Annotated in this window: 17 protein-coding genes; 12 read left to right on the forward strand and 5 right to left on the reverse strand. The window is 71.6% G+C overall.

The annotated features are described in order from the left end of the window. Positions 1-114: 114 nt before the first annotated feature. The gene (locus KCH48_RS08005; protein ID WP_307840833.1) at positions 115-1,629 is read right to left on the reverse strand and encodes a protein kinase; all 1,515 of its coding nucleotides are present in this window, start codon (positions 1,627-1,629) and stop codon (positions 115-117) included. A gap of 206 nt (positions 1,630-1,835) precedes the next feature. On the opposite strand from KCH48_RS08005, the gene KCH48_RS08010 reads away from it, so the two are divergent. The 3 genes from KCH48_RS08010 to KCH48_RS08020 all read left to right on the forward strand — a co-directional run bounded on the left by KCH48_RS08010 (position 1,836) and on the right by KCH48_RS08020 (position 7,387). Further along, positions 1,836-3,449 carry an FAD-dependent oxidoreductase gene (locus KCH48_RS08010; RefSeq protein WP_210571434.1) on the forward strand — a complete coding sequence of 538 codons (1,614 nt, stop codon included), beginning with the start codon at positions 1,836-1,838 and terminating at the stop codon, positions 3,447-3,449. After that, the gene (locus KCH48_RS08015) at positions 3,446-4,087 is read left to right on the forward strand and encodes a Rid family hydrolase (RefSeq protein WP_210571435.1); all 642 of its coding nucleotides are present in this window, start codon (positions 3,446-3,448) and stop codon (positions 4,085-4,087) included. Before KCH48_RS08010 ends, KCH48_RS08015 begins: the two co-directional genes overlap by 4 nt. A gap of 117 nt (positions 4,088-4,204) precedes the next feature. Beyond that, positions 4,205-7,387: an amidohydrolase family protein gene (locus KCH48_RS08020; RefSeq protein ID WP_210571436.1), complete on the forward strand. Its 3,183-nt coding sequence runs from the start codon at positions 4,205-4,207 to the stop codon at positions 7,385-7,387. Here KCH48_RS08020 and KCH48_RS08025 read toward each other — a convergent pair whose 3' ends face one another. Together KCH48_RS08025 and KCH48_RS08030 are read right to left on the reverse strand one after the other, a co-directional pair. Continuing rightward, on the reverse strand, positions 7,388-8,107 hold the full coding sequence (locus tag KCH48_RS08025) for an FAD binding domain-containing protein (protein ID WP_210571437.1): 720 nt from the start codon (positions 8,105-8,107) through the stop codon (positions 7,388-7,390). 123 nt (positions 8,108-8,230) lie between these two features. After that, a complete protein-coding gene (locus KCH48_RS08030; protein WP_210571438.1) occupies positions 8,231-9,136 on the reverse strand; it encodes a MurR/RpiR family transcriptional regulator in 906 nt (301 codons plus the stop codon). Between the two features lie 111 nt (positions 9,137-9,247). Between KCH48_RS08030 and KCH48_RS08035 the strand changes: the two genes are divergently transcribed. The 9 genes from KCH48_RS08035 (at position 9,248) to KCH48_RS08075 (ending at position 17,921) form a co-directional block, all read left to right on the forward strand. Beyond that, entirely contained in the window at positions 9,248-10,405 is a 1,158-nt protein-coding gene (locus tag KCH48_RS08035; protein WP_210571439.1) for a C45 family peptidase, read from the forward strand. Between the two features lie 76 nt (positions 10,406-10,481). Then, entirely contained in the window at positions 10,482-12,125 is a 1,644-nt protein-coding gene (locus KCH48_RS08040) for an ABC transporter substrate-binding protein (protein ID WP_210571440.1), read from the forward strand. Between the two features lie 6 nt (positions 12,126-12,131). After that, a complete protein-coding gene (locus KCH48_RS08045) occupies positions 12,132-13,085 on the forward strand; it encodes an ABC transporter permease (protein ID WP_210571441.1) in 954 nt (317 codons plus the stop codon). Continuing rightward, positions 13,082-13,933 (forward strand): ABC transporter permease, encoded by an 852-nt coding sequence (locus KCH48_RS08050; RefSeq protein WP_210571442.1) that lies wholly within the window; start codon positions 13,082-13,084, stop codon positions 13,931-13,933. The genes KCH48_RS08045 and KCH48_RS08050 overlap by 4 nt, the downstream gene beginning before the upstream one ends. Before the next feature lie 6 nt (positions 13,934-13,939). After that, the gene (locus KCH48_RS08055; RefSeq protein WP_210571443.1) at positions 13,940-14,962 is read left to right on the forward strand and encodes an ABC transporter ATP-binding protein; all 1,023 of its coding nucleotides are present in this window, start codon (positions 13,940-13,942) and stop codon (positions 14,960-14,962) included. Between the two features lie 5 nt (positions 14,963-14,967). Further along, positions 14,968-15,768 (forward strand): ABC transporter ATP-binding protein, encoded by an 801-nt coding sequence (locus KCH48_RS08060; RefSeq protein ID WP_210571510.1) that lies wholly within the window; start codon positions 14,968-14,970, stop codon positions 15,766-15,768. 181 nt (positions 15,769-15,949) lie between these two features. Then, on the forward strand, positions 15,950-16,582 hold the full coding sequence (locus KCH48_RS08065) for a hypothetical protein (RefSeq protein WP_210571444.1): 633 nt from the start codon (positions 15,950-15,952) through the stop codon (positions 16,580-16,582). Between the two features lie 128 nt (positions 16,583-16,710). Next, complete coding sequence (locus tag KCH48_RS08070) at positions 16,711-17,394, forward strand: class F sortase (RefSeq protein WP_210571445.1); 684 nt, start codon at positions 16,711-16,713, stop codon at positions 17,392-17,394. Positions 17,395-17,507: 113 nt separating this feature from the next. Continuing rightward, on the forward strand, positions 17,508-17,921 hold the full coding sequence (locus tag KCH48_RS08075) for a VOC family protein (protein ID WP_210571446.1): 414 nt from the start codon (positions 17,508-17,510) through the stop codon (positions 17,919-17,921). Positions 17,922-17,938: 17 nt separating this feature from the next. On the opposite strand, the gene KCH48_RS08080 is transcribed toward KCH48_RS08075, so the two are convergent. Together KCH48_RS08080 and KCH48_RS08085 are read right to left on the reverse strand one after the other, a co-directional pair. Continuing rightward, positions 17,939-18,622: a DUF4328 domain-containing protein gene (locus tag KCH48_RS08080; RefSeq protein WP_210571447.1), complete on the reverse strand. Its 684-nt coding sequence runs from the start codon at positions 18,620-18,622 to the stop codon at positions 17,939-17,941. A 96-nt stretch (positions 18,623-18,718) separates the two neighbouring features. Further along, positions 18,719-20,164: a glyceraldehyde-3-phosphate dehydrogenase gene (locus KCH48_RS08085; RefSeq protein ID WP_210571448.1), complete on the reverse strand. Its 1,446-nt coding sequence runs from the start codon at positions 20,162-20,164 to the stop codon at positions 18,719-18,721. Positions 20,165-20,265 lie beyond the last annotated feature (101 nt).

The raw sequence follows: 20,265 nt of genomic DNA on the forward strand, positions 1-20,265 counted from the left end.
GAAGCCTCGATACCGTCCAACGAACACTCCTCTCCATGCGCTCGCCCTCTGCCCTGGTATGAGGGTCCGGATCGCCGGGAGGTTGCATGCCGGGGGAGTCGATATCGCGGCCCGTCAGCCGGAGGCGCGGGTGCAGCGGCCCGTAGGGCTTGTCGCCGGTGGGCGGCACTGGAGGGCGAAGTCGGACGGGCTGGTGCTCAGGTAGCGGCCCATGCAGGTGCTCGGCGTCGTCCGCCCGCGCTCGGCGCAGAAGGACAGTGCCGCGCGGCCGTCGTCGAACGGGCCCGGGGCGTAGAACACCCAGTAGCCCGGGCGCAGAGAGGCGAAGTCGTCACTGCGCACGTAGACGGCCTCCGGCACCGACTCGCGGATCACGGCGAGGCGTTGATCGCGGGCCGCGGTGCCCGAGGAGAGCGGTTCGGAGTGCAGCTGGGCGACCCAGCTGCCGCTGCCGGCCGGTGTGTCGGGCGACGCGGACCCGGGCGGCGCGGCTGAAGGTGTCCCTTCGGGCGTCGGAGCAGGGCTCGGCGTGGTGCGGGCTTCCGGAGCGGAGGGCGTGCTCGCGGTGGGGCCGCGCTCCGCGCCCGCCTTCTTCTCCTCGTCGCCGGAGCCGGAGCCGGGCAGGAAGAGGGTGACAGCCACCGCCGCTCCGGCGGCCACGACGGCGGCCACCGCGACGAGGACCGGCGTGCGGCGGCGGCCCGACGGCACGGGGCGCGTGGTGTTCTGCTGTGCGGGCGTCACCACAGGAGCGGGCGGATGTGGGGTTGAGGCAGGCGTCGGTGTCGGTGGGGCGGTGAGCGTCGGCTGCGTCCAGTGCGGTGCGGTGCCGGACTCGACCTGCGCCAGCATCGCGTCCAGGTGCTCGGCGCGGGGCCGTGCCGCCGGGTCGCGTACCAGGAGGGACTGGAGCACAGGCGCGAGCGGGCCGGAGCGCACGGGCGGGGGCACCGGGTCCTCGAGCACCGCGGCCAGCGTGCCGAGCGTGCTCGTGCGGCGCAGTGGACTCACGCCCTCCACGCACACGTACAGGACCAGCCCGAGGGACCACAGGTCGGACGCCGGGTCGTTGTCGCGCCCGCGGAGGCATTCGGGAGCGATGTACTCGGGTGAGCCGACGAATTCGCCCGTGACCGTCAGCGCGGTCGCCCCCTGGAGGGCGGCGATGCCGAAGTCGGTGAGCACGGCGGTGCCGTCGGGGGAGAGCAGGATGTTCGCGGGTTTGACGTCCCGGTGCCGGATGCCGGCCGTGTGCGCGGTGCGCAGTCCGGAGAGCACCTGACGGCCGATACGCGCCGCCTCCACCGGGCCCAACGGACCCTCGGCCAGCCGCTGTTGGAGCGAGATGCCCGGAATCAACTCCATCACGATCCACGGGTGGGGGTCCGCCTCGATGATCTGATGGACCGTCACCACGTGCGGGCTGTTGAGCCGCGCCAGTGCCCGTGCCTCGCGCATGACCCGCTCGCGTACGACGGGGGAGTCCTCGGCGTCAGGGCGTACGGCCTTGAGGGCGACCTCGCGGTGCAGCACGGTGTCCCGGGCCCGCCATACCGTGCCCATCCCGCCGCTGCCCAGCCGCCCGAGCAGTTCGAAGCGTCCGTCGACCATGTCCCCTGGTGCGTTCACCCGCCAAAGGTTAAGGCAGTGGCCGGCTCCCGATCGCGCCCGCCCCAATCACATGCTCATGCCACAGATACGTCATCGGTATTGCCCCGTAACACTCCTGACGGACGCTCATCTCGCACCTCCGGTCCCATCAGTAGCTCACCCCCCACGGGCCGGGTTGATCGGATGTCGCGCCCGGGCACACGGGCGCGGGTGAGGAGGAGTGGATGGCTGCTGCGGAGAGATCCACGGCATCTCGGCGGGACTTGCTGCGTTCCGTCGGGATGGCGGGCGGCGCGGGAGTGCTCTACTCGGCGATGGGAGCACTGGGCCTCGCGCCAGTGCCGGACGTACGGGCCGCGGACTACCGGGCGCCGGGCAGGAGCGACTTCGCGCTCAGCGGGCGGAGTGCGAGGAAGGTCTTGATACTCGGCGGCGGCATCGCCGGCCTGGCCACCGCCTACGAACTCGGCAAGGCCGGCTACGACTGCCGGATCCTGGAGGCCAAGGACCGGCCGGGCGGCCGCAACTGGACGGTCCGCGGCGGCACTTCGCTGACCGATCTGGACGGGCGCAAGCAGACCGCGTCGTTCTCCAAGGGCCAGTACATGAACGCCGGGCCCGCCCGGCTGCCCCAGTCGCACGTCACGCTCGAGTACTGCAGGGAACTCGGCGTCCCCGTCGAGGTGTTCACCAACCAGAACGCCAACGCGTACATCTACCACGAGAACAGCGCCGCGCTCGCCGGACAGCCGATGCGCTGGCGTACCGCGAAGGCCGACGTCTTCGGCTACGTCTCCGAACTCCTCGCCAAGGCCACCGACCAGGGCGCCCTGGACGCACAGCTCACCGCCGCCGACAAGGAGGGGCTGATCGCCTTCCTGCAGAACTTCGGCGCCATCAAGGGCAAGACGGACGGCTACGCCTACACCGGCAGCGACCGGCGCGGCTACTCCGTCGAGCCGGGGGCCGCGTTCGAGGAGGGCACAGTCCTGGGGTCGGTGCCCTCACTGTCCGACGTCATCGCAAGCGGTGTCGGGCAGCGCTTCTCCTTCGAGTTCGGCTATGACCAGGCCATGCTCATGTTCCAGCCCGTGGGCGGCATGGACGCCATCCCGCACGCCCTCGCCGAGGCGATCGGCCGGGACCGGATCACGTACGGCGCCGAGGTGCTGGAGGTGAAGAACCTGGCGGGCGGCGCGGACGTCACCTACAAGGACGCGCAGGGCCGTACCCGCACCCGCCACGCCGACTTCGTGGTGGCCGCCGTACCGCCCATGGTCATGGCCCGCATCAAGCACAACCTCGGCGCGGATGTCACGGCCGCGCTGAAGTACCCGGTCCCGACACCGGTCGGCAAGGTGGGCCTGGAGTACCGCAGCCGCTGGTGGGAGACCGACGAGCACATCTACGGAGGGATCACGCCCACCGACACGGACCTGGCCACCATCTGGTACCCGTCCCACGGCCACTTCGGCCGCCGCGGCACCCTCATCGGCTACTACAACTTCGGCGCGAACGCCCTTGCGTACAGCGCCCTGCCGCACAAGGAGCGCGTCGCGCGGGCGGTGAGCCGGGGTGTGAAGATCCATGGCGAGAAGTACCGCACCGAACTCGACCGCTCTTTCAGCGTGGCCTGGCACCGCACCCCGCACATCGAGGCCGGCTGGGTGGGCTGGCCCTCGCAGAACGGACCCGAGTACCGGCTGCTCAACCGGCCCGCAGGACACGTGTACTTCGCCGGCGACTGGCTCAGCCACGTCATCGCCTGGCAGCACGGCGCGTTCACCTCGGCCCGCAAGGTCGTGACCGACATCCACGAGAGGGTGATGGCCGCATGAAGCGGCGTACGAAGGCAGTCATCGGTACGGCCCTGACCGCGTCGCTCCTCACGGGCGGCACCGCGCTCGCCGACGCCCGGGGCTGGTGGCCCGGCGCGAAGGAGGTGCGCGTCATGCTGCCCGAGGGCCAGTCCAACCCGGCCATCGCGAACGGCGTGGCGACGGGCGGGGAGGTGGCCGTGTACCAGAGCAGCGGTCTCGGGCCCTCCGCGCTCAACCCCTCGGCGCCGCAAGGCACCCCGGAGTACTACACCGACCCGTCCCTCACCGAGGGCGCCGAAGGGGTCACGGTCACCGAGGCACAGGCGCTCGTCGTGCTGCGCAACATCAAGACCAACCTGGCGACCGCGGGGCTCACTCCGGCCGACGTCATCACGATGAAGGCCTATCTGATGAAGGCGCCCGGCACCGAGACCGCCGATTACGCGGGCTGGAACCGCGCTTACCGGCAGTATTTCGCCAACATCGATCTGACCACACATCAGGTGGTGCCGGTGCCCATGGGCACCTCCGCCCCGAAGCCGCCTCTCCTCGCCAACAAGGCCCGTCCGGCGCGCGCCACGATGGAGGTGGCCTCCCTCGCCGTCAAGGGCTGGCTGGTGGAGGTCGAGGTCACCGCGGCGTACAAGAAGCGCTGAGGAGTGAAGATCGGCCGAGATACGTCGGGGCGGGATCCGCGAGCGGGTGCCGCCCCGTACGTTGCTCACAGTGGTCTCTCCTGTCCGGCACACCAACTCCGTGCACTGGGAGCTCTCTTGGACACCGAAGACACCTCGGACGCCCCCCGTTCCGGCCCGCTCTCCCGCCGTAGATTCCTTCAAGCCACCGCCACGGCCACCGCGCTCGCCACCGTCACCGCGCCCGCCGCGACCGCCGCATCCGGTGGTACGACGGCCCTCTCCTTCACCGCGGCGACAGGCGGTTCCGCGACCCTCGCCCCCTCCGGGGACCGGCTGATCGCCGAGGTCCAGAACGTTCTCTGGTCCGTCCCCCGCGCCTCAGGCCCCGCCGTCGCCCTCACCCCGCCCGGCCTAGAACCCACGCGCCCGCAGTACTCGCCCGACGGCAGCCGCCTCGTCGTGTGCGCCTACCGGGGCGGCGGCTTCCACCTCTGGACGCTGCGCCCCGACGGCACCGGGCTGCGGCAGCTCACCGACGGGCCGTGGGACGACCGGGGTCCGGCCTGGTCGCCGGACGGCACCCGGATCGCGTTCGCCTCCGAGCGCGGCGGCGACACCGTGAGCGGTGCCCCGTACCGCATCTGGGTCGTGGACGTGCGCTCGGGCGCGCTGACCCGGCTCACCGGCCGCCCCGGCCAGGAGGGTCCCGGACAGGGCGCCCGCTGGGAGGACTTCGACCCGACCTGGTCGGCGGACGGCGAGCGGGTGCTGTTCGTCCGTGCGGCCGTCACCGAGGCGGGCACCCTCCGCGCGGACACCGTCGCGTCGGTGGCCGCCGACGGCTCGGGCCCGGTCACCGCCGAGCACACCGACGACTCCGGCGCCCAGCTGATGACCCCCGCCGTCTCGCCCACCGGACGGCTGGCCTACCTGCGCACCACGGCAGCGCCCGCGGCCTCCTGCACCCTGGTCGTCGACGGCGAACCGGTCGCCCTCGCGGGCGACGTCCTCCCGGCGCCGCCCCGCTGGACGGAAGGCGAGCGCCTGCTGCTGAACATCGACGGCCACTTCCGCCTGGTCGACCCGGCCACCCCGGGCGACGGCGAGGAGATCCCGTTCACGGCCACGCTGCCCGTGGACCGGCCCCGCTACCGCGGAAAGTCGTACGACTTCGACGGCGTCGGCACCCGTCCCGTGCGCGCGCTGCACCTGCCCGCCCTGTCCCCGGACGGCCGCTCGGTCGCCTTCGCCGCGCTGAACGCGCTGTGGACCGCCAACACCACAGGCGGCCGCGCACCGCGCAAGGTCCTCCAAGTCCCCGCCACCAGCTATGTGCTGGCGCCGACCTGGACGCCCGACGGCAGGGCGCTGGTGTACTCCGACGACCGGGACGGCCTGCTCGCCGTACGGCGCCACGACCTCGGCTCCGGCGAGGAGACCGTGCTCGCCGAGGGCGGCCGGGTCTTCCCGGCGCTCTCGCCGGACGGGACGCGGCTGGCCTGCCTGGACATGTCCGGCAACCTGGTGGTGCGCGACCTGCCCGACGGCGCCGAACGGGTCCTCGCCGCCCCTCTCGGCGCGGGTGGACTGCCCGGCCGCCCCAGCTGGTCGCCCGATGGCCGGTACGTGGCGCTGTGCGACCGCAACCGGCTCAACCAGCGCTTCAGAGAGGGCTACAACCTCATCCGGGTCGTCGACACCACCACCGGGACCGCCGTCCTGCACGCCCTCGCCCCGCACACCTCGCTCGCGGACCGCTACGACTCCGGGCCCGTCTGGTCCCCGGACGGCCGCTGGATGGCCGTGGTCGCCGAGTCGGCGCTGTGGCTGCTGCCGGTCCGGCCCGACGGCACCCCCGACGGCGAGCCGCGCCAACTCACCACCGAGCCCGCCGACCACCCCTCCTGGTCCGCAGACGCGCGCACCCTCCTCTACCTCTCCGCGGGCACCCTGCGCCTGATCGACATCGGCACCGGAAAGGCCCGTACCGTCCGCGTCCCTCTCGACTACCGCAGACCGCGCCCGGCCGACACGGTCGTGCACGCGGGCCGCCTCTGGGACGGCACCGGGTCCGACGTGCGCGAGGACATCGACGTCGTGATCCGCGACGGCCGTATCGCGGAGGTCTCACCGCACCGCGGCGGCCGCCCGGCCGTACGCCGCATCGACGCGAGCGACCGCACCGTGATCCCGGGCCTGTGGGACGCGCACACCCACCCCTGGCAGTCGACGTACGGGGGCCGCCAGACCGCCCTCCAAGTCGCCTACGGCGTCACGACGGCCGTCTCGCTGGGCGGTTTCGCCTACGAGCAGGCCCGCGTCCGGGAGGCGGTCGCCGCCGGTGCCCTCGCCGGACCCCGGCTGCTGGCCACCGGCGAGCTCCTGGACGGGCCGCGCGTCGCCTACAGCATGGGCCGGGCCCACCGCACCCCCGAGGGCCTGCGCCGTTCACTGGCACGCGGGGCCGCGCTGGACTGGGACTTCGTGAAGACGTACGTACGGGCCCCGGGCTGGGTGATGAAGGAGGCCGCGGACTTCGGGCACGACCGGCTCGGGGTGCGCAGTGGCAGCCATCTGTGCACGCCTGGTGTGCAGTTGGGCCAGGACCTGACGACCCATCTGCAGGCCACGCAGCGGCTGGAGTTCGGGCATGCGACATCCGCCTCGGGGCGTGCCTACCAGGACGTCGTGGAGATCTACACCCGCGCCGGCTTCCACCTCGTGGCCACGCCGTTCACGGCCGCGCCCCTGCTCGGCGCCGACCCCGCGCTCGCGGACGACCCGCGCGTCACCGCGATGATGCCGCCGTGGGACACCGCGCTGGTACGGCAGCAGGCGGGGCTGCCGCCCACCGACGCCCAACTGGCAACGCTGGCACGGGAGATGGACGTCTACCGGCGCATCCTGGCGGGTGGCGGACTGATCGCGCTGGGCACGGACCAGCCGCTCGTCCCGGTCGGGCTGCATCTGCACCTGGCCCTGCGCGCACTGCACCGCTCCGGCCTGTCACCGGCCGACGCGCTGCGTACCGCAACCCTGCTGCCCGCACGGGTCTTCGGCGCCGACGACGATCTGGGCACGGTGGAGGAGGGCAAGCTCGCCGACCTCACCCTCGTCGACGGCGACCCGTTCACCGACTTCGCCACCCTGATCCGCACGGTCGCGGTCCTGCGCGGCGGCATCCTCTTCGAACAGGCGGACCTGGTCGACGCCTTCGACTCCGCGCAGCCGTACCGGGCGTCCGCTGCCCAGGACTGGCTGGAGGTCAGCCGTCAGATGCGGCGCGAGGGGTGCTGCGACCCGGAGAGCGGGGCCTGATCAGCCGTTTACGGAACGGGTCAGCAGTTCGGTGACGTGCCGGCGGACCGTCTCCCAGGCGGTGGGGTCGAGTGTGCCGAGGTCGGTGCGGTGCAGGGCGTCGAGCACGTCCGCGCTGTCTTCGGCACACGGGACGCTGCCGCTGAGGACCTCGTAGCCGTCGCGGACGGCGACGCGCAGTCGGGTGCCGTCGTCGTCGGCGTGCAGGGCGGAGGCGACGACGAACGGAGGTGGTCCGCCCGCTTCGGCCTCCAGCTTGCGGTAGCCGCTGATGACCGGTGCGTTCCAGCGCAGGCCGACCAGCAGTTGGTGTTTGGCCAGCACATCGGAGAGGTCGGTCTCGAAGAGCCCCTCCGGTTCCAGCACCACCGCGCGGGCGTCCAGTACGACTGCGGCGGGCAGCAGACAACGCAGCGTGCTGCCGACCAGGTTGCCGCCGACCGTGGCCGCCCGGCGCACCGCTCCCGTCCCGACTCCGGCCGCCGCCCGGTGCAGCACCTCCGGCACCCGGTCGTCGATCTGATGCAGCACGACGGCCGCGCCCAGTTCCTCGGCCCCGATCGTGTTGGCCTCCGGCAGATCGCGCAGCGACACGGCCAGTTCGGGGAAGCCGTCCCGCTGCCAGGCGGCCCACACCAGAGTCGCCCCGCCGATCGGCACCGCCCCGTCGGCCAGGCACTCCTGCACTTCGGGTATGGACGTAGGCAGACGCAACTGCACGGCAACCGACCTGCTTTCCCGGAAAGTTGGCGGCGGTGGAGGCGCCAGGACACCTCAGCCACATGATCACTTCTATGGCGCATTCTTACCCACATACGCGGGGCGCATACAGGGCTCAAGGTGTCAGCGCGTGCGCCCCCCTGGGTTGAGCAACTGACCGCGCAGGGCGTCGAGCTGGTGGGCGTGCTCGACCGCTGACGTCTCGTCGAGCGTGGTGAGGGCGAGCAGGAGGACGTCCGCGACGACGAGGCCGGTCAGCGCCTCATTGGTGCTTCCGGTCGGGGTGTAGGGGGCGAGGAGGACCGAGTCGACGCGGTCCCCGAAGGCCTCGCTGAGTTCGTCGGTGACGAAGACGACCCGGGCGCCGACCGCGCGGGCCCGTTCGACGAGCACGGTGAGTTCGGACAGCGGCCGTCCCGGCTGGAAGATCACGACGGCGTCGCCCTGGCCGAGAGCGAGCAGCGCGTCGGCGAGGGCGAAGCCGGTGTCTCCGACGAAGCGGGCCCGGCGGCCGATGCGGCCGAGGGAGCGGGACAGGTGGCGTGCCGCCAGTTCGCAGGCGGCCACTCCGTAGCAGAGCACCTCGCGGGCCTCGGCCAGGACCGTGACCGCTCGCTCCAGGGCCTTGGTGTCGGCGAGCCGGCGGCACTGGTCGACGCGTTCCTGCGTCTCGTCGAAGACGTCGTTCCAGATCTTGTCGAGGTCCTTGCCGACATGGGCGATGCGCTGGGCGAGCCGGACGTCGGGGGCCTGTGCGGCGGTGAAGTCGGCGGCCAACTCCCGCTTGAGCGCGGGCAGTCCGGCGTATCCCAGGCGCTGGAGGGCGCGTACGACGGTGGCGTTGCTGGTGCCGCTGGCGGTGCCCAGCTCCTGGGTGCTGGCGAACATCACCTGTTCCACCGGGGCGCTCACCAGATACTGCGCGACCGTCCGCTCGGAGGCGGACAGCTCGTCCCACAGCTCACGGACGGTGGCCCGCAGCCGGGTCAGGCCTCCCGGGGCCGCACTGCCTGCCTGTGAAATTTCCATTACGACTCTTGACTCCCGTGGCATCGTCGTTACGTTCTGAACAACTCGTTCCAGGAACGTGAACACCTGGAACGAATGTTACGGCACGTCGGTCCTTCTAGGAGCCTCTCAATGAAACGCAGCCTTCCGGTCGTTGACATCTCCGGGACCCCGTCCCAGAGGGGCCGGCAGTACGGAGAGGCCGTGGCCCCCCAGCTGGGCGCCGCCCTCGGTTACTACGCGGAGGCCTTCGGGGTGTCCTCGGGCCTGACCTGGCCGCAGGTCACCGCGCGTGCCGCCCGCTGGCTGGAGCCCGTCCGTGACTACGCGCCCGACCTGCTGGAGGAGATGCAGGGCATCGCCGACGGTGCCGGCGTCGACCTGCTCGACGTGCTCGCGCTGAACGCACGCGGCGAGGTCATCTACGACGACTCCTTCGCGCGGATGCGGGAAGGGCGTACGACCGTACCCGCGGAGGAGCCGGCCGAGGGCTGCACCTCGTTCGCCGCCTACGGCCCGGCGAGCGGCGACGGCCATGTGTGGGCGGGCCAGAACTGGGACTGGCGGGCGGGGGTCGGCGACACCGTCGTCATGCTCCGGATCGTCCAGCCGCCGAAACCCACCCTGATCATGCAGGTCGAGGCCGGGCAGATCGGCCGCCAGGGCGCCAACTCCGCGGGCATCGCCCTCAACGCCAACGGCCTCGGCGGACGCTTCGACGACGCCGTGGGCCTGCCGCAGACCGTGATCCGGCGCAGCGTCCTGGACCAGTCGAGCATCACGGACGCACTGGAGGTGCTCTGCCGGACCCGTGCGCACATCGCCAGCAACGCCCTGCTGACCTGCCGTGAAGGCTTCGCCGTCGACATCGAGACCACCCCTGCAGGGCACGGCTGGATGTATCCGACCGACGGACTGCTCGTGCACGGCAACCACTACCAGGCCGGTGTCCCCGCCGCCCTCGCCGCGGACTACCGGCCGATCTCCCCCGACTCGCTCGTCCGCGTCCCCCGCGCCGAGGACGGTCTGCGTCTGCTGCGCGAGGCCACCGGCCCGGACGAGTCCCGCAAGCTGATCAAGCAGGCGATGTCGGACCACCTCGGCTTCCCCGAGTCCCTCTGCACCCACGCCGATCCCCGCACGCCCGAGATCAAGCACTGGACCACGCTCGTGTCCTCCTGCGTGGACCTCACCGCGGGCGACTACCACGTCACGGCCGGCACCCCCTGCGACCGCGAGTACCAGCACCTGCCCTGGAACCTCTACGACGGCCCCCACGCCCCGAACTGATCCGGTCTTCCGGCACCCCGCACATGCCGAAGCTCCCCGCCCTCCTCCCAGCCCCGCCCCGCCCAGGAGCCCCGCCATGAAACTCTCGACCTGCCTCGCCGCCGTCGGCCTCGCCGGCGCGATGACCCTGACCGCCGCGTGCAGCGGTGCCGACACCGGTTCCGCCGAGGGCACCGCGAACGTCGACGTCTCGAAGCTGAAGCTCACCCCGACCACCGCGGCGGCCGACGGCGCCGTCGACTCGGTGAACTGGCTGCTCGAGGACGAGCCCGAGTCCCTCGATCTCGACACCCAGGGCGGCAGCGCCGGCCGCACCGTCCTGAGCAACGTCTGCGAACGCCTCTACCAGCTCCAGCCCGACATGTCCGTGAGCCCCTCCCTCGTGGCGAAGGAGACCAGGCCGGACGCCAGGACCCTCGTCCTGACCCTGCGCGACGCCGTCACCTTCCACGACGGTTCCGCGATGACCGCCGACGACGTCCTCCACAGCCTGCGACGTCACGCCGAGCCGGAGATGGAGCAGTCCGACGAGTTCGCGAACGTGAGCCGGATGACCAAGACCGGCGACCACGAGATCACCGTCGCGTTCAAGCAGCCCGACGCCCTGTTCACCAAGGCGCTCGCGGGCGACGCCGGGCTCGTCTACAACCGCGAGCAGGTCGAGAAGGCGGGCGACGACTTCGGCACACCCGGCCAGGGCGACGCCTGCTCGGGACCGTACGAGCTGACCGGCTGGAAGTCCGGCGACTCGATCACCCTCACCCGCTCCGACGACTACTGGGGCGAGCAGCCGCTGACGAAGCGGGTCGTCTTCCGCTGGGCCGCGGACAGCGCGATGGTCAACGCGCTGAGCACCGGCGCAGCCGACGGCGCCTACCTCGACACCGTCTCCTCGGCCGCCGCCCTGCGCGGCAAGTCCGGCCTCGACCAGCACTACGGACCGAGCACCGCCGCCCTCGCCCTCATCCCCACCGAACGCGGCGGACTCGCCGACCCCGACGTCCGCAAGGCCCTCTCCCTGGCCCTCGACCGCGAGGGCATCGCCAAGTCCGGCTACGGCGGACTCGTTCAGCCGTGGGCCACCGCCGTCGGCTCCGGCGCCTGGGGCTACGAGAAGGCCGCCTTCGAAGCCGCCCAGAAGCAGCTCACCGGCGCCCCCGCCAAGCCCGGCGCGGAGGATCTGGCCGCGGCGAAGGACCTCGTCAAGAACGCCGAGTCCGCGCCCGACACCCCCATCGTGATCGGCACCGACAGCACCCAGGGCCGCCTCGTCATCGCCAACGCCGTACGCGCCGCCCTGACCCAGATCGGCCTCAAGTCACAGATCAAGACGGTCCCCTCCGCCACGTACGGAGAGTTCTACGGCGACAAGGAGGCCCGCGCGGACATCGACGTCCTGGTGGCCGACTGGTACATCTCCAAGAGCGATCCGGCCGGCTTCTACGACAACGGCGTCTCCGACAGCTCCAACAACTGGGTCGGCTTCAGCAGCGCCGACTTCGACAGCAAGATCGAAGAGGCGTTGCGCACGATCGACGACCGCAAGCGCGCCGCCCTCGTCATCGACGCCCAGCGGCTGTTCAGCGAGGCCGCGGTGTGGATCCCCGTCGCCCAGATGCCGGCCGTCCTCGTCCTGAACGACGAGCTGACGGGCCCGCCGGCCTCCATGGCGTACCTCTACTCGCCGTGGGCCGCGCGGCTCGGCGCGAAGAAGGGCTGAACAACCATGATCGGCGCCCTTGGACGGCGGATCGCGGGACTGGTGGCCACCCTGCTGGCGGCATCCTTCGTGATCTTCGCCGCCGTGTACGCGGCACCCGGCGACCCCGCCGTCTTCCTGGCCGGCGGACGCGACAAGCTCACCCCGGAGCGGCTCGCCACGGTCCGGGAGCAGTACCACCTCGACGAGCCCCTGGTCGTCCAGTACGGCCGCTGGCTCTGGGACTGCGCACACCTCGACCTCGGCCGCTCCTTCCAGTACAGCGACCAGGTCACCGACCTGCTCGGGGCGCGCGTTCCCACCACGCTCGCCCTCGTCGGCTACGCCACCGTCCTGTTCGTCGTCCTGGGCGTCGGCGCCGGCATCCTCGCCGCCGTCCGGCGCGGCACCTGGGTCGACTCGGCCGTGGTCGGCGGCACCACCCTCGCCGCGTCCGTGCCGTCCTTCGTCGGCGGCATCGCCCTGGTCGCCCTGTTCGGCGTCGAACTCGGCTGGTTCCCGGTGACGGGCGGCGGCGAGGGCTTCGCCGGAACCCTGCACCACCTGACCCTGCCCGCCGTGGCCATGGCCCTCGGCGCGCTCGCCGTCATCAGCCGGGTCACCCGCCAGGCCATGGTGGACGCGGGCACCGCCGAGCACGTGGCGGTGGCCCGGGCCGCCGGACTGCCCGAACGGGAGATCATCCGCAGGCATGTCCTGCGCAACGCGCTGGGCCCGATCGTCACCATGTGCGGTCTGGTCACCGCGGGCATGCTCGCCGGCACCGTCGCCATCGAGACCGTCTTCGGGATCAGCGGCATCGGCTCCCTGCTGGTCGGCGCCATCAACAGCCATGACTTCCCGGTCGCCCAGGCGGTCCTGCTGCTGATGGTCACCTCGTACATCGTCGTCACCACCGTCGTGGACCTCGCGCACCCCCTGCTCGACCCGCGCCTCAAGAGCATGAGGAGCCCCGCATGACCGCCGTCGCCGCCGGCGTCCTTCTCCCTCTGCGAAAGCGCCCCCGCCGCCCCCTGGGTGTGCTCGTCTCCGGCGCCTTCCTCGGGCTGGTGGTGCTCGCCGCCGTCCTCGCCCCCCTCCTCGCGCCGTACGCGCCGGACGCCGTAGACCTGTCGTCGTCCCTGGTCGGCACCACCGGCGCCCACCCCCTCGGCACCGACGCCTCCGGCCAGGACCTGCTCTCCCGCGTCCTCTACGGAGCCCGCACGAGCCTGATCGCGCCGCTGCTGCTGCTCCTGCTGGCCGCCGTCCTCGGCGTCACCCTCGGCACGGTCGCGGCCTGGCGGGGCGGCTGGGTGGACACGCTGGTCTCCCGGATCACCGACGTCATGTACGCGTTCCCGGGCCTGCTGTTCGTCGTGCTGATCATCGCCGTGTTCGGCACCGGCATGACGACGTCCGTGATCGCGCTCGGGCTGGCCTTCGCCCCGACGATCGCGAAGTACACCCGCAGCGTCGCCCTGGCCGAACGGTCCAAGTCCTACATCGACGCCTACCGCGTCCAGGGCATGAGCGGCGCCCGGATCTGCGTGGCCCACCTCGTGCCCAACCTCGCCCGCTCGATCGCCGGCTATCTGGTGGTCCTGTTCGGCGAGTCCCTGATGAGCCTCGCCACCCTCAGCTACCTCGGCTTCGGCGCCCAGCCGCCCAGCTCCGACTGGGGGCTCATGGTGCAGGAGGGACAGGCCGCGATCGTCCAGGGTGCCCTGCTCCCGGCACTCGTGCCGGGCACCGCCATCGCCGCCGTCGTGGTGGCCTTCAACGTGGTCGGCGTCTGGGCCGCCGACCGGCTCGGCGCCAGGAGGTAGCCCGCCATGCTGCTCGACATCGAGAACCTGACCGTGCTGCTGCCCGGCGCCGCCCGGCCCTTGCTCGCGGACGTGTCCCTGCGGGTCCGCAGCGGAGAGGTCGTCGGCCTCGTCGGCGAATCCGGCTCCGGCAAGTCCACCACCGCCAAGGCCGTGCTGAACATCCTCCCCGACGCCGCGCGGGCCGAGGGCCGCGTCCTGGTCGACGGCACCGACGCCCTGTCCCTGACCGGCGCACGGTTGCGCGACCATCGCTCCAGTACGGTCGCCATGGTCCACCAGGACCCGCGCTCCGCGCTGAATCCCGTACGCCGGATCGGGGACTTCCTGACCGAACGGCTGGCCCGCACCGGCACCACCGACAAGCGCGCCGCCCGCGACCGCGCCGTCGAACTCCTCGACGCCGTAGGCCTCCCGGACCCCGAACGACACGTCCGGCAGCATCCCCACGAACTGTCCGGCGGCATGCTGCAACGCGTCGTCATCGCCGGCGCCCTCGCCACCGAGCCCGCGCTGCTGCTCGCCGACGAGGCCACCAGCGCGCTGGACGTCACCACGCAGGCCGACATCCTCGCCCTGCTGCGCACCCTGCGCGAGCAGCGCGACCTGGGGCTGCTGTTCATCACCCACGACCTGCACCTGGCTGCCGCCTACTGCGACCGCGTGTACGTCATGTACGCGGGCCGCGTCGCCGAGGAGCAGGACGCGCACCGCCTCTTCTCCGACGCCCGCCACCCCTACACTCGCGGGCTGCTGGCGTGCTCACCCGAACTGGGCGAGACGACCCGACCCCTGGCCCCGATCCCGGGCCGCCCGCCCTCGCTCGCGGACACGTTCCCCGGCTGCCCCTTCGCCCCCCGGTGCGCACACGCCGAACCGGCCTGCGACACCTGGCAGCCGGAGCCGCTCCCGGTCCCGGGCGGCGGCGTGGCAGCGTGCCGCCGTCTGCCCGACCTGCCGGACCTCGACGTCCCTGCCCCGTCCGACCAGCTCGATCCGGCCGCGCAGGCCACCGGGAGTACACGGTGAAGGACATCGCCACGCCCCTGCTCGTCGTCGACGCCGTGCGCAAGACCTACCGGCTGCCGGACGGCGACCGGCTCACCGCCGCCGACCAGGTCTCCTTCACCGTTCCCCGCGGCGGCTCCGTCGGCATCGTGGGCGAGTCCGGGTCGGGCAAGAGCACCGTCGCCCGGATGCTCGTCGGCCTGACCCGGCCCGACTCCGGCACGATCACGGTGAACGGAAAGGACCGCACACCCGGCCGCGGACGACGCACCCGGCGCGACCGGCTGGCCCGGGCACGTGAGATCCAGATGGTCTTCCAGGACCCCTACGTCTCACTCGACCCGCGGCTCACGGCCCGTCAGTGCCTGCGCATCGCGCTCGGGCTGCACGGCCACCTCTCGACGGACACCCATATCGCCGCCCTGCTCGACCAGGTCGGCCTGGGCACCCGCGAGGCGGACGCCAAGCCGTACGAACTCTCCGGCGGCCAGCGGCAGCGCCTCGCCATCGCCCGGGCACTCGCCGTCGAACCAGAGATCCTGGTCCTCGACGAAGCGGTCGCCGCGCTCGACGTGTCGATCCAGGCCCAGATCCTCCAGCTCCTCGGTGACATCCGACGTGACACTGGCGTGGCGCTCGTCTTCGTCAGCCATGACCTGGCCGTCGTGCACCACATCACCGACGAGACCGTGGTGATGCGCCGGGGTGTCGTGGTCGAGCAGGGACCGACCCCGAGCGTGCTCAGCGCCCCCGAGCACGCCTACACCCGGCGGCTCCTCGCCTCGGTGCCCCGCCAGGGCTGGGACCCGGCCGACGCCCGGCTGTAGGGGCCCGGCGGGCGGTGGGGGAAGGCGCGCCCGGGATACCGCCGTCCGGGGTCCCGGGGTAACCCGTGTGATCGCCTCGAATGGTGGGACCGTCCGGTTCGGCTGACGGTGGATCACGTCAAGGCCGGGTCACCCAGCTGGCGAAACGTCAGCTGCCCGGGTGTGACGGAAGGATTCACAGATGCGCTCTGCACGCATGCTGGCCGCGACAGCCGCGGCCACGGCCGCGCTCGCGATCGCCGCACCCGCCTACGCCGACTCGACAGGTGAGTGGGACCGCGACGACTCCTCCTACGGCAAGGAGAAGGACCACGACGAAGACTCTTCCTACGGCAAGAAGCACGACAAGGACAGCAGGCACGACATGCCGCGCGGCGGGATGCACACGGGTGGCGGAGCGCTGGCCCTGGTGAACCAGGACGACTGGGGCTCGGCCAGGGACCCCAAGCACGACCCGAACACCTACCGGGACGACCACGGCCGGAGCGACGAGGACTCCTGGGGCCACCGGCACGACGGTGAGCACGGCAAGGACTCGGAGCACAACGATCACGGCCGGGAGTCGGGGCGCGGCGATCACAACGATCACGGCAGGGAGTCGGGGCACGACGAGCACGGCCACGACTCGGGGCGCGGCGAGCACCACGACGAGTCCGGGAAGCCCGACCACCACAAGCCGCGCGGCGGCGTGCACACCGGCGGCGGCGCGCTCGCCTCGCCGGGCGTGACGGCCGCCGGGCTGGCCATGCTGGGCGTGGCCGGGACCGGCATGTACGCGCTGCGGCGCAAGAAGGCCCCCGAGGGCGCGGCCTGACTGCCCGGTGCCGACGACATGACCGCCGAGGCCGCCGCACGTCCCCCTCGCGTCGCGGCGGCCCGGCTCGCCCTTCCCGCGAGATCGCGAGATGAGTCCGCTGCCGTGCCCGAGTGAGGTGGTGTCCGATGGCAGCCAGCCCTCCTTCCCCTACCGACGCCGAAACACCGCCCACGTCGCTGGGATCCCGCAGACTCGCGACGATCTTCTGGAGTGGGGTCGCCCTGGTCGTCGTGGCAGTGAGCCTGTTCGGCGGTGAGGACGAGCCGTCCCGCACCGGACACGCGCACCATGCCGCACCGGCCGCCACATCGTCCCCGTCCCCGTCCTCTTCCGCGACGCCCCGAGCCGGAAAGCACCTGCCGCGATCCACACCGATCCGACTGCGCATCCCGAAGATCTCGGTCGACGCGCCCTTCACCCCCCTCGCCATCGGCCGCTCGGGACAGCTCGAGGCCCCACCGGCGGACGAGGTCAATCTCGTGGGCTGGTACGCCAAGGGGGTGTCCCCGGGGGAGGCAGGTACGTCGATCATCGCCGGGCACGTGGACACGGCGACGTCGCCGGCGGTGTTCACGGAACTCGGCGAGCTGGAGAAGGGCGACCGGTTCCGGGTGAAGCGAGCCGACCGGCGCATCGCGACGTTCGTGGTCGACAGCGTGGAGACCTTCGAGAAGGACAGCTTCCCCGACGAGCGGGTGTACGCCGACACCCCGCAGGCCCAGGTCCGCCTCATCACCTGTGCCGGGGACTACGACCGCAGCGCCAAGGACTACACGGAGAACCTCGTCGTCTTCGCCCACCTCGTCTGACGTAGGCCCGTGTGCCCGTGTGTGCTCCATGTGGGCCCGCGCGACGGGCCGTTGTCAGTGCCGCGCGCTAGCGTCCTTGGCATCGGCTTTCAGCCACATCTCCGGGAGGATCCATGGCCTCGCGCCTCAACCCGTACCTCAGCTTCGACGGCGACGCCAGGCAGGCGTTGGAGTTCTACCAAGAGGTCTTCGGCGGCACGCTGAAGCTCAACACCTACGGCGAGTTCGGGCAGTCGGACGCGCCGAACGCCGACAAGATCATGCACGGCATGCTGGAGACCCCGAGCGGCTACACCCTGATGGGCGCCGACGCCCCGCACGGAATGCCGAACAACCCGGGCAACAACTTCTCCGTGAGTCTGAGCGGCGACGACGACGCCGAGCTGCGCGGGTACTGGGAGAAGCTGTCCGACGGCGGCACCGTGTCCGTGCCGTTCGAGAAGCAGATGTGGGGCGACATCTTCGGGATGTGCACGGACCGCTTCGGCATCCCGTGGATGGTCGACATCGTCCAGCAGAGCGGCTGACCGATCGGCCCGCAGAGCTACTGACCCCAGCCGCCCACCGCCGGCCCCTCTGTAGCGGGCCGGCGGTCTTCCTGCGCCGAGGTGAGGGCACGGACCATCAGGGCGCCCGCCACGGCCGCACCCACCATGGCCGCGTCGGCCGCCAGCAGCACCCCGACATCGGAGTAGGCACGCGCGATGACCTCGTCCTTGGAGTCGGTGTACATCAGCCCCACTCCGCTGACCAACCCGACCAGCCACAGTGCCCACCACCAGTTCACGACACGCGGCAGCGGCCGATCCGGGACGCCGGTGCGGTGAATGTCGGCGACGAGGCCGCGGGGGATCCACAGGTTCGCGATGGGGATGATCCAGCCGAGGTAGATCCACGGCCAGGAGTAGCGGGGCCGCTGTCCCGAAAGGACGTAGGCGTTGTCCCGGACGCGCCACAGCCAGGTGATGAAGGCGATGGCGCAGACCACCGTGGCCGCGTCTCCCAGGGAACTGACGATGTGGTAGGCGTCCTCGAGGCCGGTCAGCGGGCGGTGTACGCCGTCGCCCTGGTCCGGTGGTCCCGAAGCCGGCTGTCCCGCTGCCGCGAGCCGGATCTGCCAGACGGCTCGGGCCGTCCAGGCCGCACCGACGAGGACGAGGGCGGCGACGGCACAAAGGGCGGTTCCGCGGACCGGGCGCAGGGCCGGCTGGGCTATCTGATCTTTCACCCGGACATCCTGTCGTGCGGGGAGCCGCGCCCGCCAGATACCCAGAGTGACGGTGCCGTGCGCAACCGGACACGGCACCGTCACGAAGACGGGTGGTCAGACCGCCATGGCCGGGTAGGTCGGGTACTCCACCCCGGAGACGTGCTGGACGACGCGGATGACCTGGCAGGAGTAGCCGAACTCGTTGTCGTACCAGAGGTAGAGGATGGCGTTGTCCCCGTCGACCTTCGTGGCGCCGGCGTCGACGATCGAGGCGTGGCGGGAGCCGATGAAGTCGCTGGAGACGGCGTCGGGGGCGCTGGTGAAGTCGATCTGGCGCCGCAGGGGCGAGGTGAGCGACACGTCGCGGAGGTGGTCGAGGACCTCCTCGCGGGTGGTCTCGCGGCCGAGCCGCAGGCTGAGGATGGCGATCGAGACGTCCGGGACCGGGACCCGGATCGAGCTGCCGGTGATCGGCGCCTTGAGGTCGGGCAGCGCCTTGGCGACGGCGGAGGCGGCGCCCGTCTCGGTGATCACCATGTTGAGCGGCGCGGAGCGGCCACGCCGGTCGGCCTTGTGGTAATTGTCCAGCAGGTTCTGGTCGTTGGTGAACGAGTGGACGGTCTCCACGTGGCCGCGCAGCACGCCGTACTCGTCGGCCATCGCCTTCAGCGGCGGGACGATCGCGTTGGTGGTGCAGGAGGCGCAGGACAGGATCTGCTCGTCCGGTTTGATCATGTCGTGGTTGACGCCGTGCACGATGTTGGGGACGTCGCCCTTGCCCGGCGCGGTCAGCACGACCTTGTCGATGCCGGGGCGCAGATGCTGGGACAGGCCCTCGCGGTCGCGCCACTTGCCGGTGTTGTCGATGAGGATGGCGTCCTTGATGCCGTACGCCGTGTAGTCGACCTCGGACGGGTCGCTCGCGTAGATCACCTTGATCTCGTTGCCGTTGGCGATGATCGTGCTGTTCGCCTCGTCGACGGTGATCGTGCCCTGGAACTGACCGTGGATGGAGTCGCGGCGCAGCAGCGAGGCGCGTTTGACGATGTCCTGCTCGCCGCCCTGGCGCACGACCACGGCGCGCAGCCGCAGACCGTTGCCGGAGCCGGCCTTCTCGATCAGCAGCCGGGCGACGAGGCGGCCGATGCGGCCGAAGCCGTAGAGGACGACGTCACGCGGTTCGCGGCGCTCGATCTTGTTGGCTCCCGTCGCGCCGGCGACGGCCTCGGCGGTGAACTCGGCCACCGACAGACCCCGGTCGTCGGCCCGGTACGTCTCCGCCAGCATGCCGAGGTCGATCTGCGAGGGGCCGAGATCGAGCGCGGTGATGGCCCGCAGGAACGGCAGGGTGTCCGTGACCGACAGTTCCTCGCCGGCGATCTGCCGGGCGAAGCGGTGCGTCTTGAGGATGCTCACCACCGACTTGTTCACCAGAGAGCGGCTGTGCAGCAGGACGGTCACGTCCCGCTCGCGGTGCAGCTTCCCGATGATCGGGATCATCGACTCCGCGATCTCCTCGCGGTTCTTCCAGTTGGTGAACGAGTCCTCGGTGACAGTCACAGGATCCATCTCTTTCGAGCTAGGTAGCGCTCAGATGGTAACGGCACGCTCGTTCGATCGGCGGAGGCGGGTCGACGGGTGTCCGGTATGTGTAGTTCCTT

This window comes from Streptomyces sp. GESEQ-4, from assembly GCF_017948455.1.
GTDB lineage: Bacteria > Actinomycetota > Actinomycetes > Streptomycetales > Streptomycetaceae > Streptomyces.

Excerpts from the sequence above, each read along its gene's own strand:
- KCH48_RS08010 (WP_210571434.1), top strand. The coding sequence starts at position 1,836 with ATGGCTGCTGCGGAGAGATCCACGGCATCTCGGCGGGACTTGCTGCGT.
- KCH48_RS08015 (WP_210571435.1), top strand. The coding sequence starts at position 3,446 with ATGAAGCGGCGTACGAAGGCAGTCATCGGTACGGCCCTGACCGCGTCG.
- KCH48_RS08030 (WP_210571438.1), bottom strand. The coding sequence starts at position 9,136 with ATGGAAATTTCACAGGCAGGCAGTGCGGCCCCGGGAGGCCTGACCCGG.
- KCH48_RS08035 (WP_210571439.1), top strand. The coding sequence starts at position 9,248 with ATGAAACGCAGCCTTCCGGTCGTTGACATCTCCGGGACCCCGTCCCAG.
- KCH48_RS08040 (WP_210571440.1), top strand. The coding sequence starts at position 10,482 with ATGAAACTCTCGACCTGCCTCGCCGCCGTCGGCCTCGCCGGCGCGATG.
- KCH48_RS08045 (WP_210571441.1), top strand. The coding sequence starts at position 12,132 with ATGATCGGCGCCCTTGGACGGCGGATCGCGGGACTGGTGGCCACCCTG.
- KCH48_RS08050 (WP_210571442.1), top strand. The coding sequence starts at position 13,082 with ATGACCGCCGTCGCCGCCGGCGTCCTTCTCCCTCTGCGAAAGCGCCCC.
- KCH48_RS08055 (WP_210571443.1), top strand. The coding sequence starts at position 13,940 with ATGCTGCTCGACATCGAGAACCTGACCGTGCTGCTGCCCGGCGCCGCC.
- KCH48_RS08065 (WP_210571444.1), top strand. The coding sequence starts at position 15,950 with ATGCGCTCTGCACGCATGCTGGCCGCGACAGCCGCGGCCACGGCCGCG.
- KCH48_RS08070 (WP_210571445.1), top strand. The coding sequence starts at position 16,711 with ATGGCAGCCAGCCCTCCTTCCCCTACCGACGCCGAAACACCGCCCACG.
- KCH48_RS08075 (WP_210571446.1), top strand. The coding sequence starts at position 17,508 with ATGGCCTCGCGCCTCAACCCGTACCTCAGCTTCGACGGCGACGCCAGG.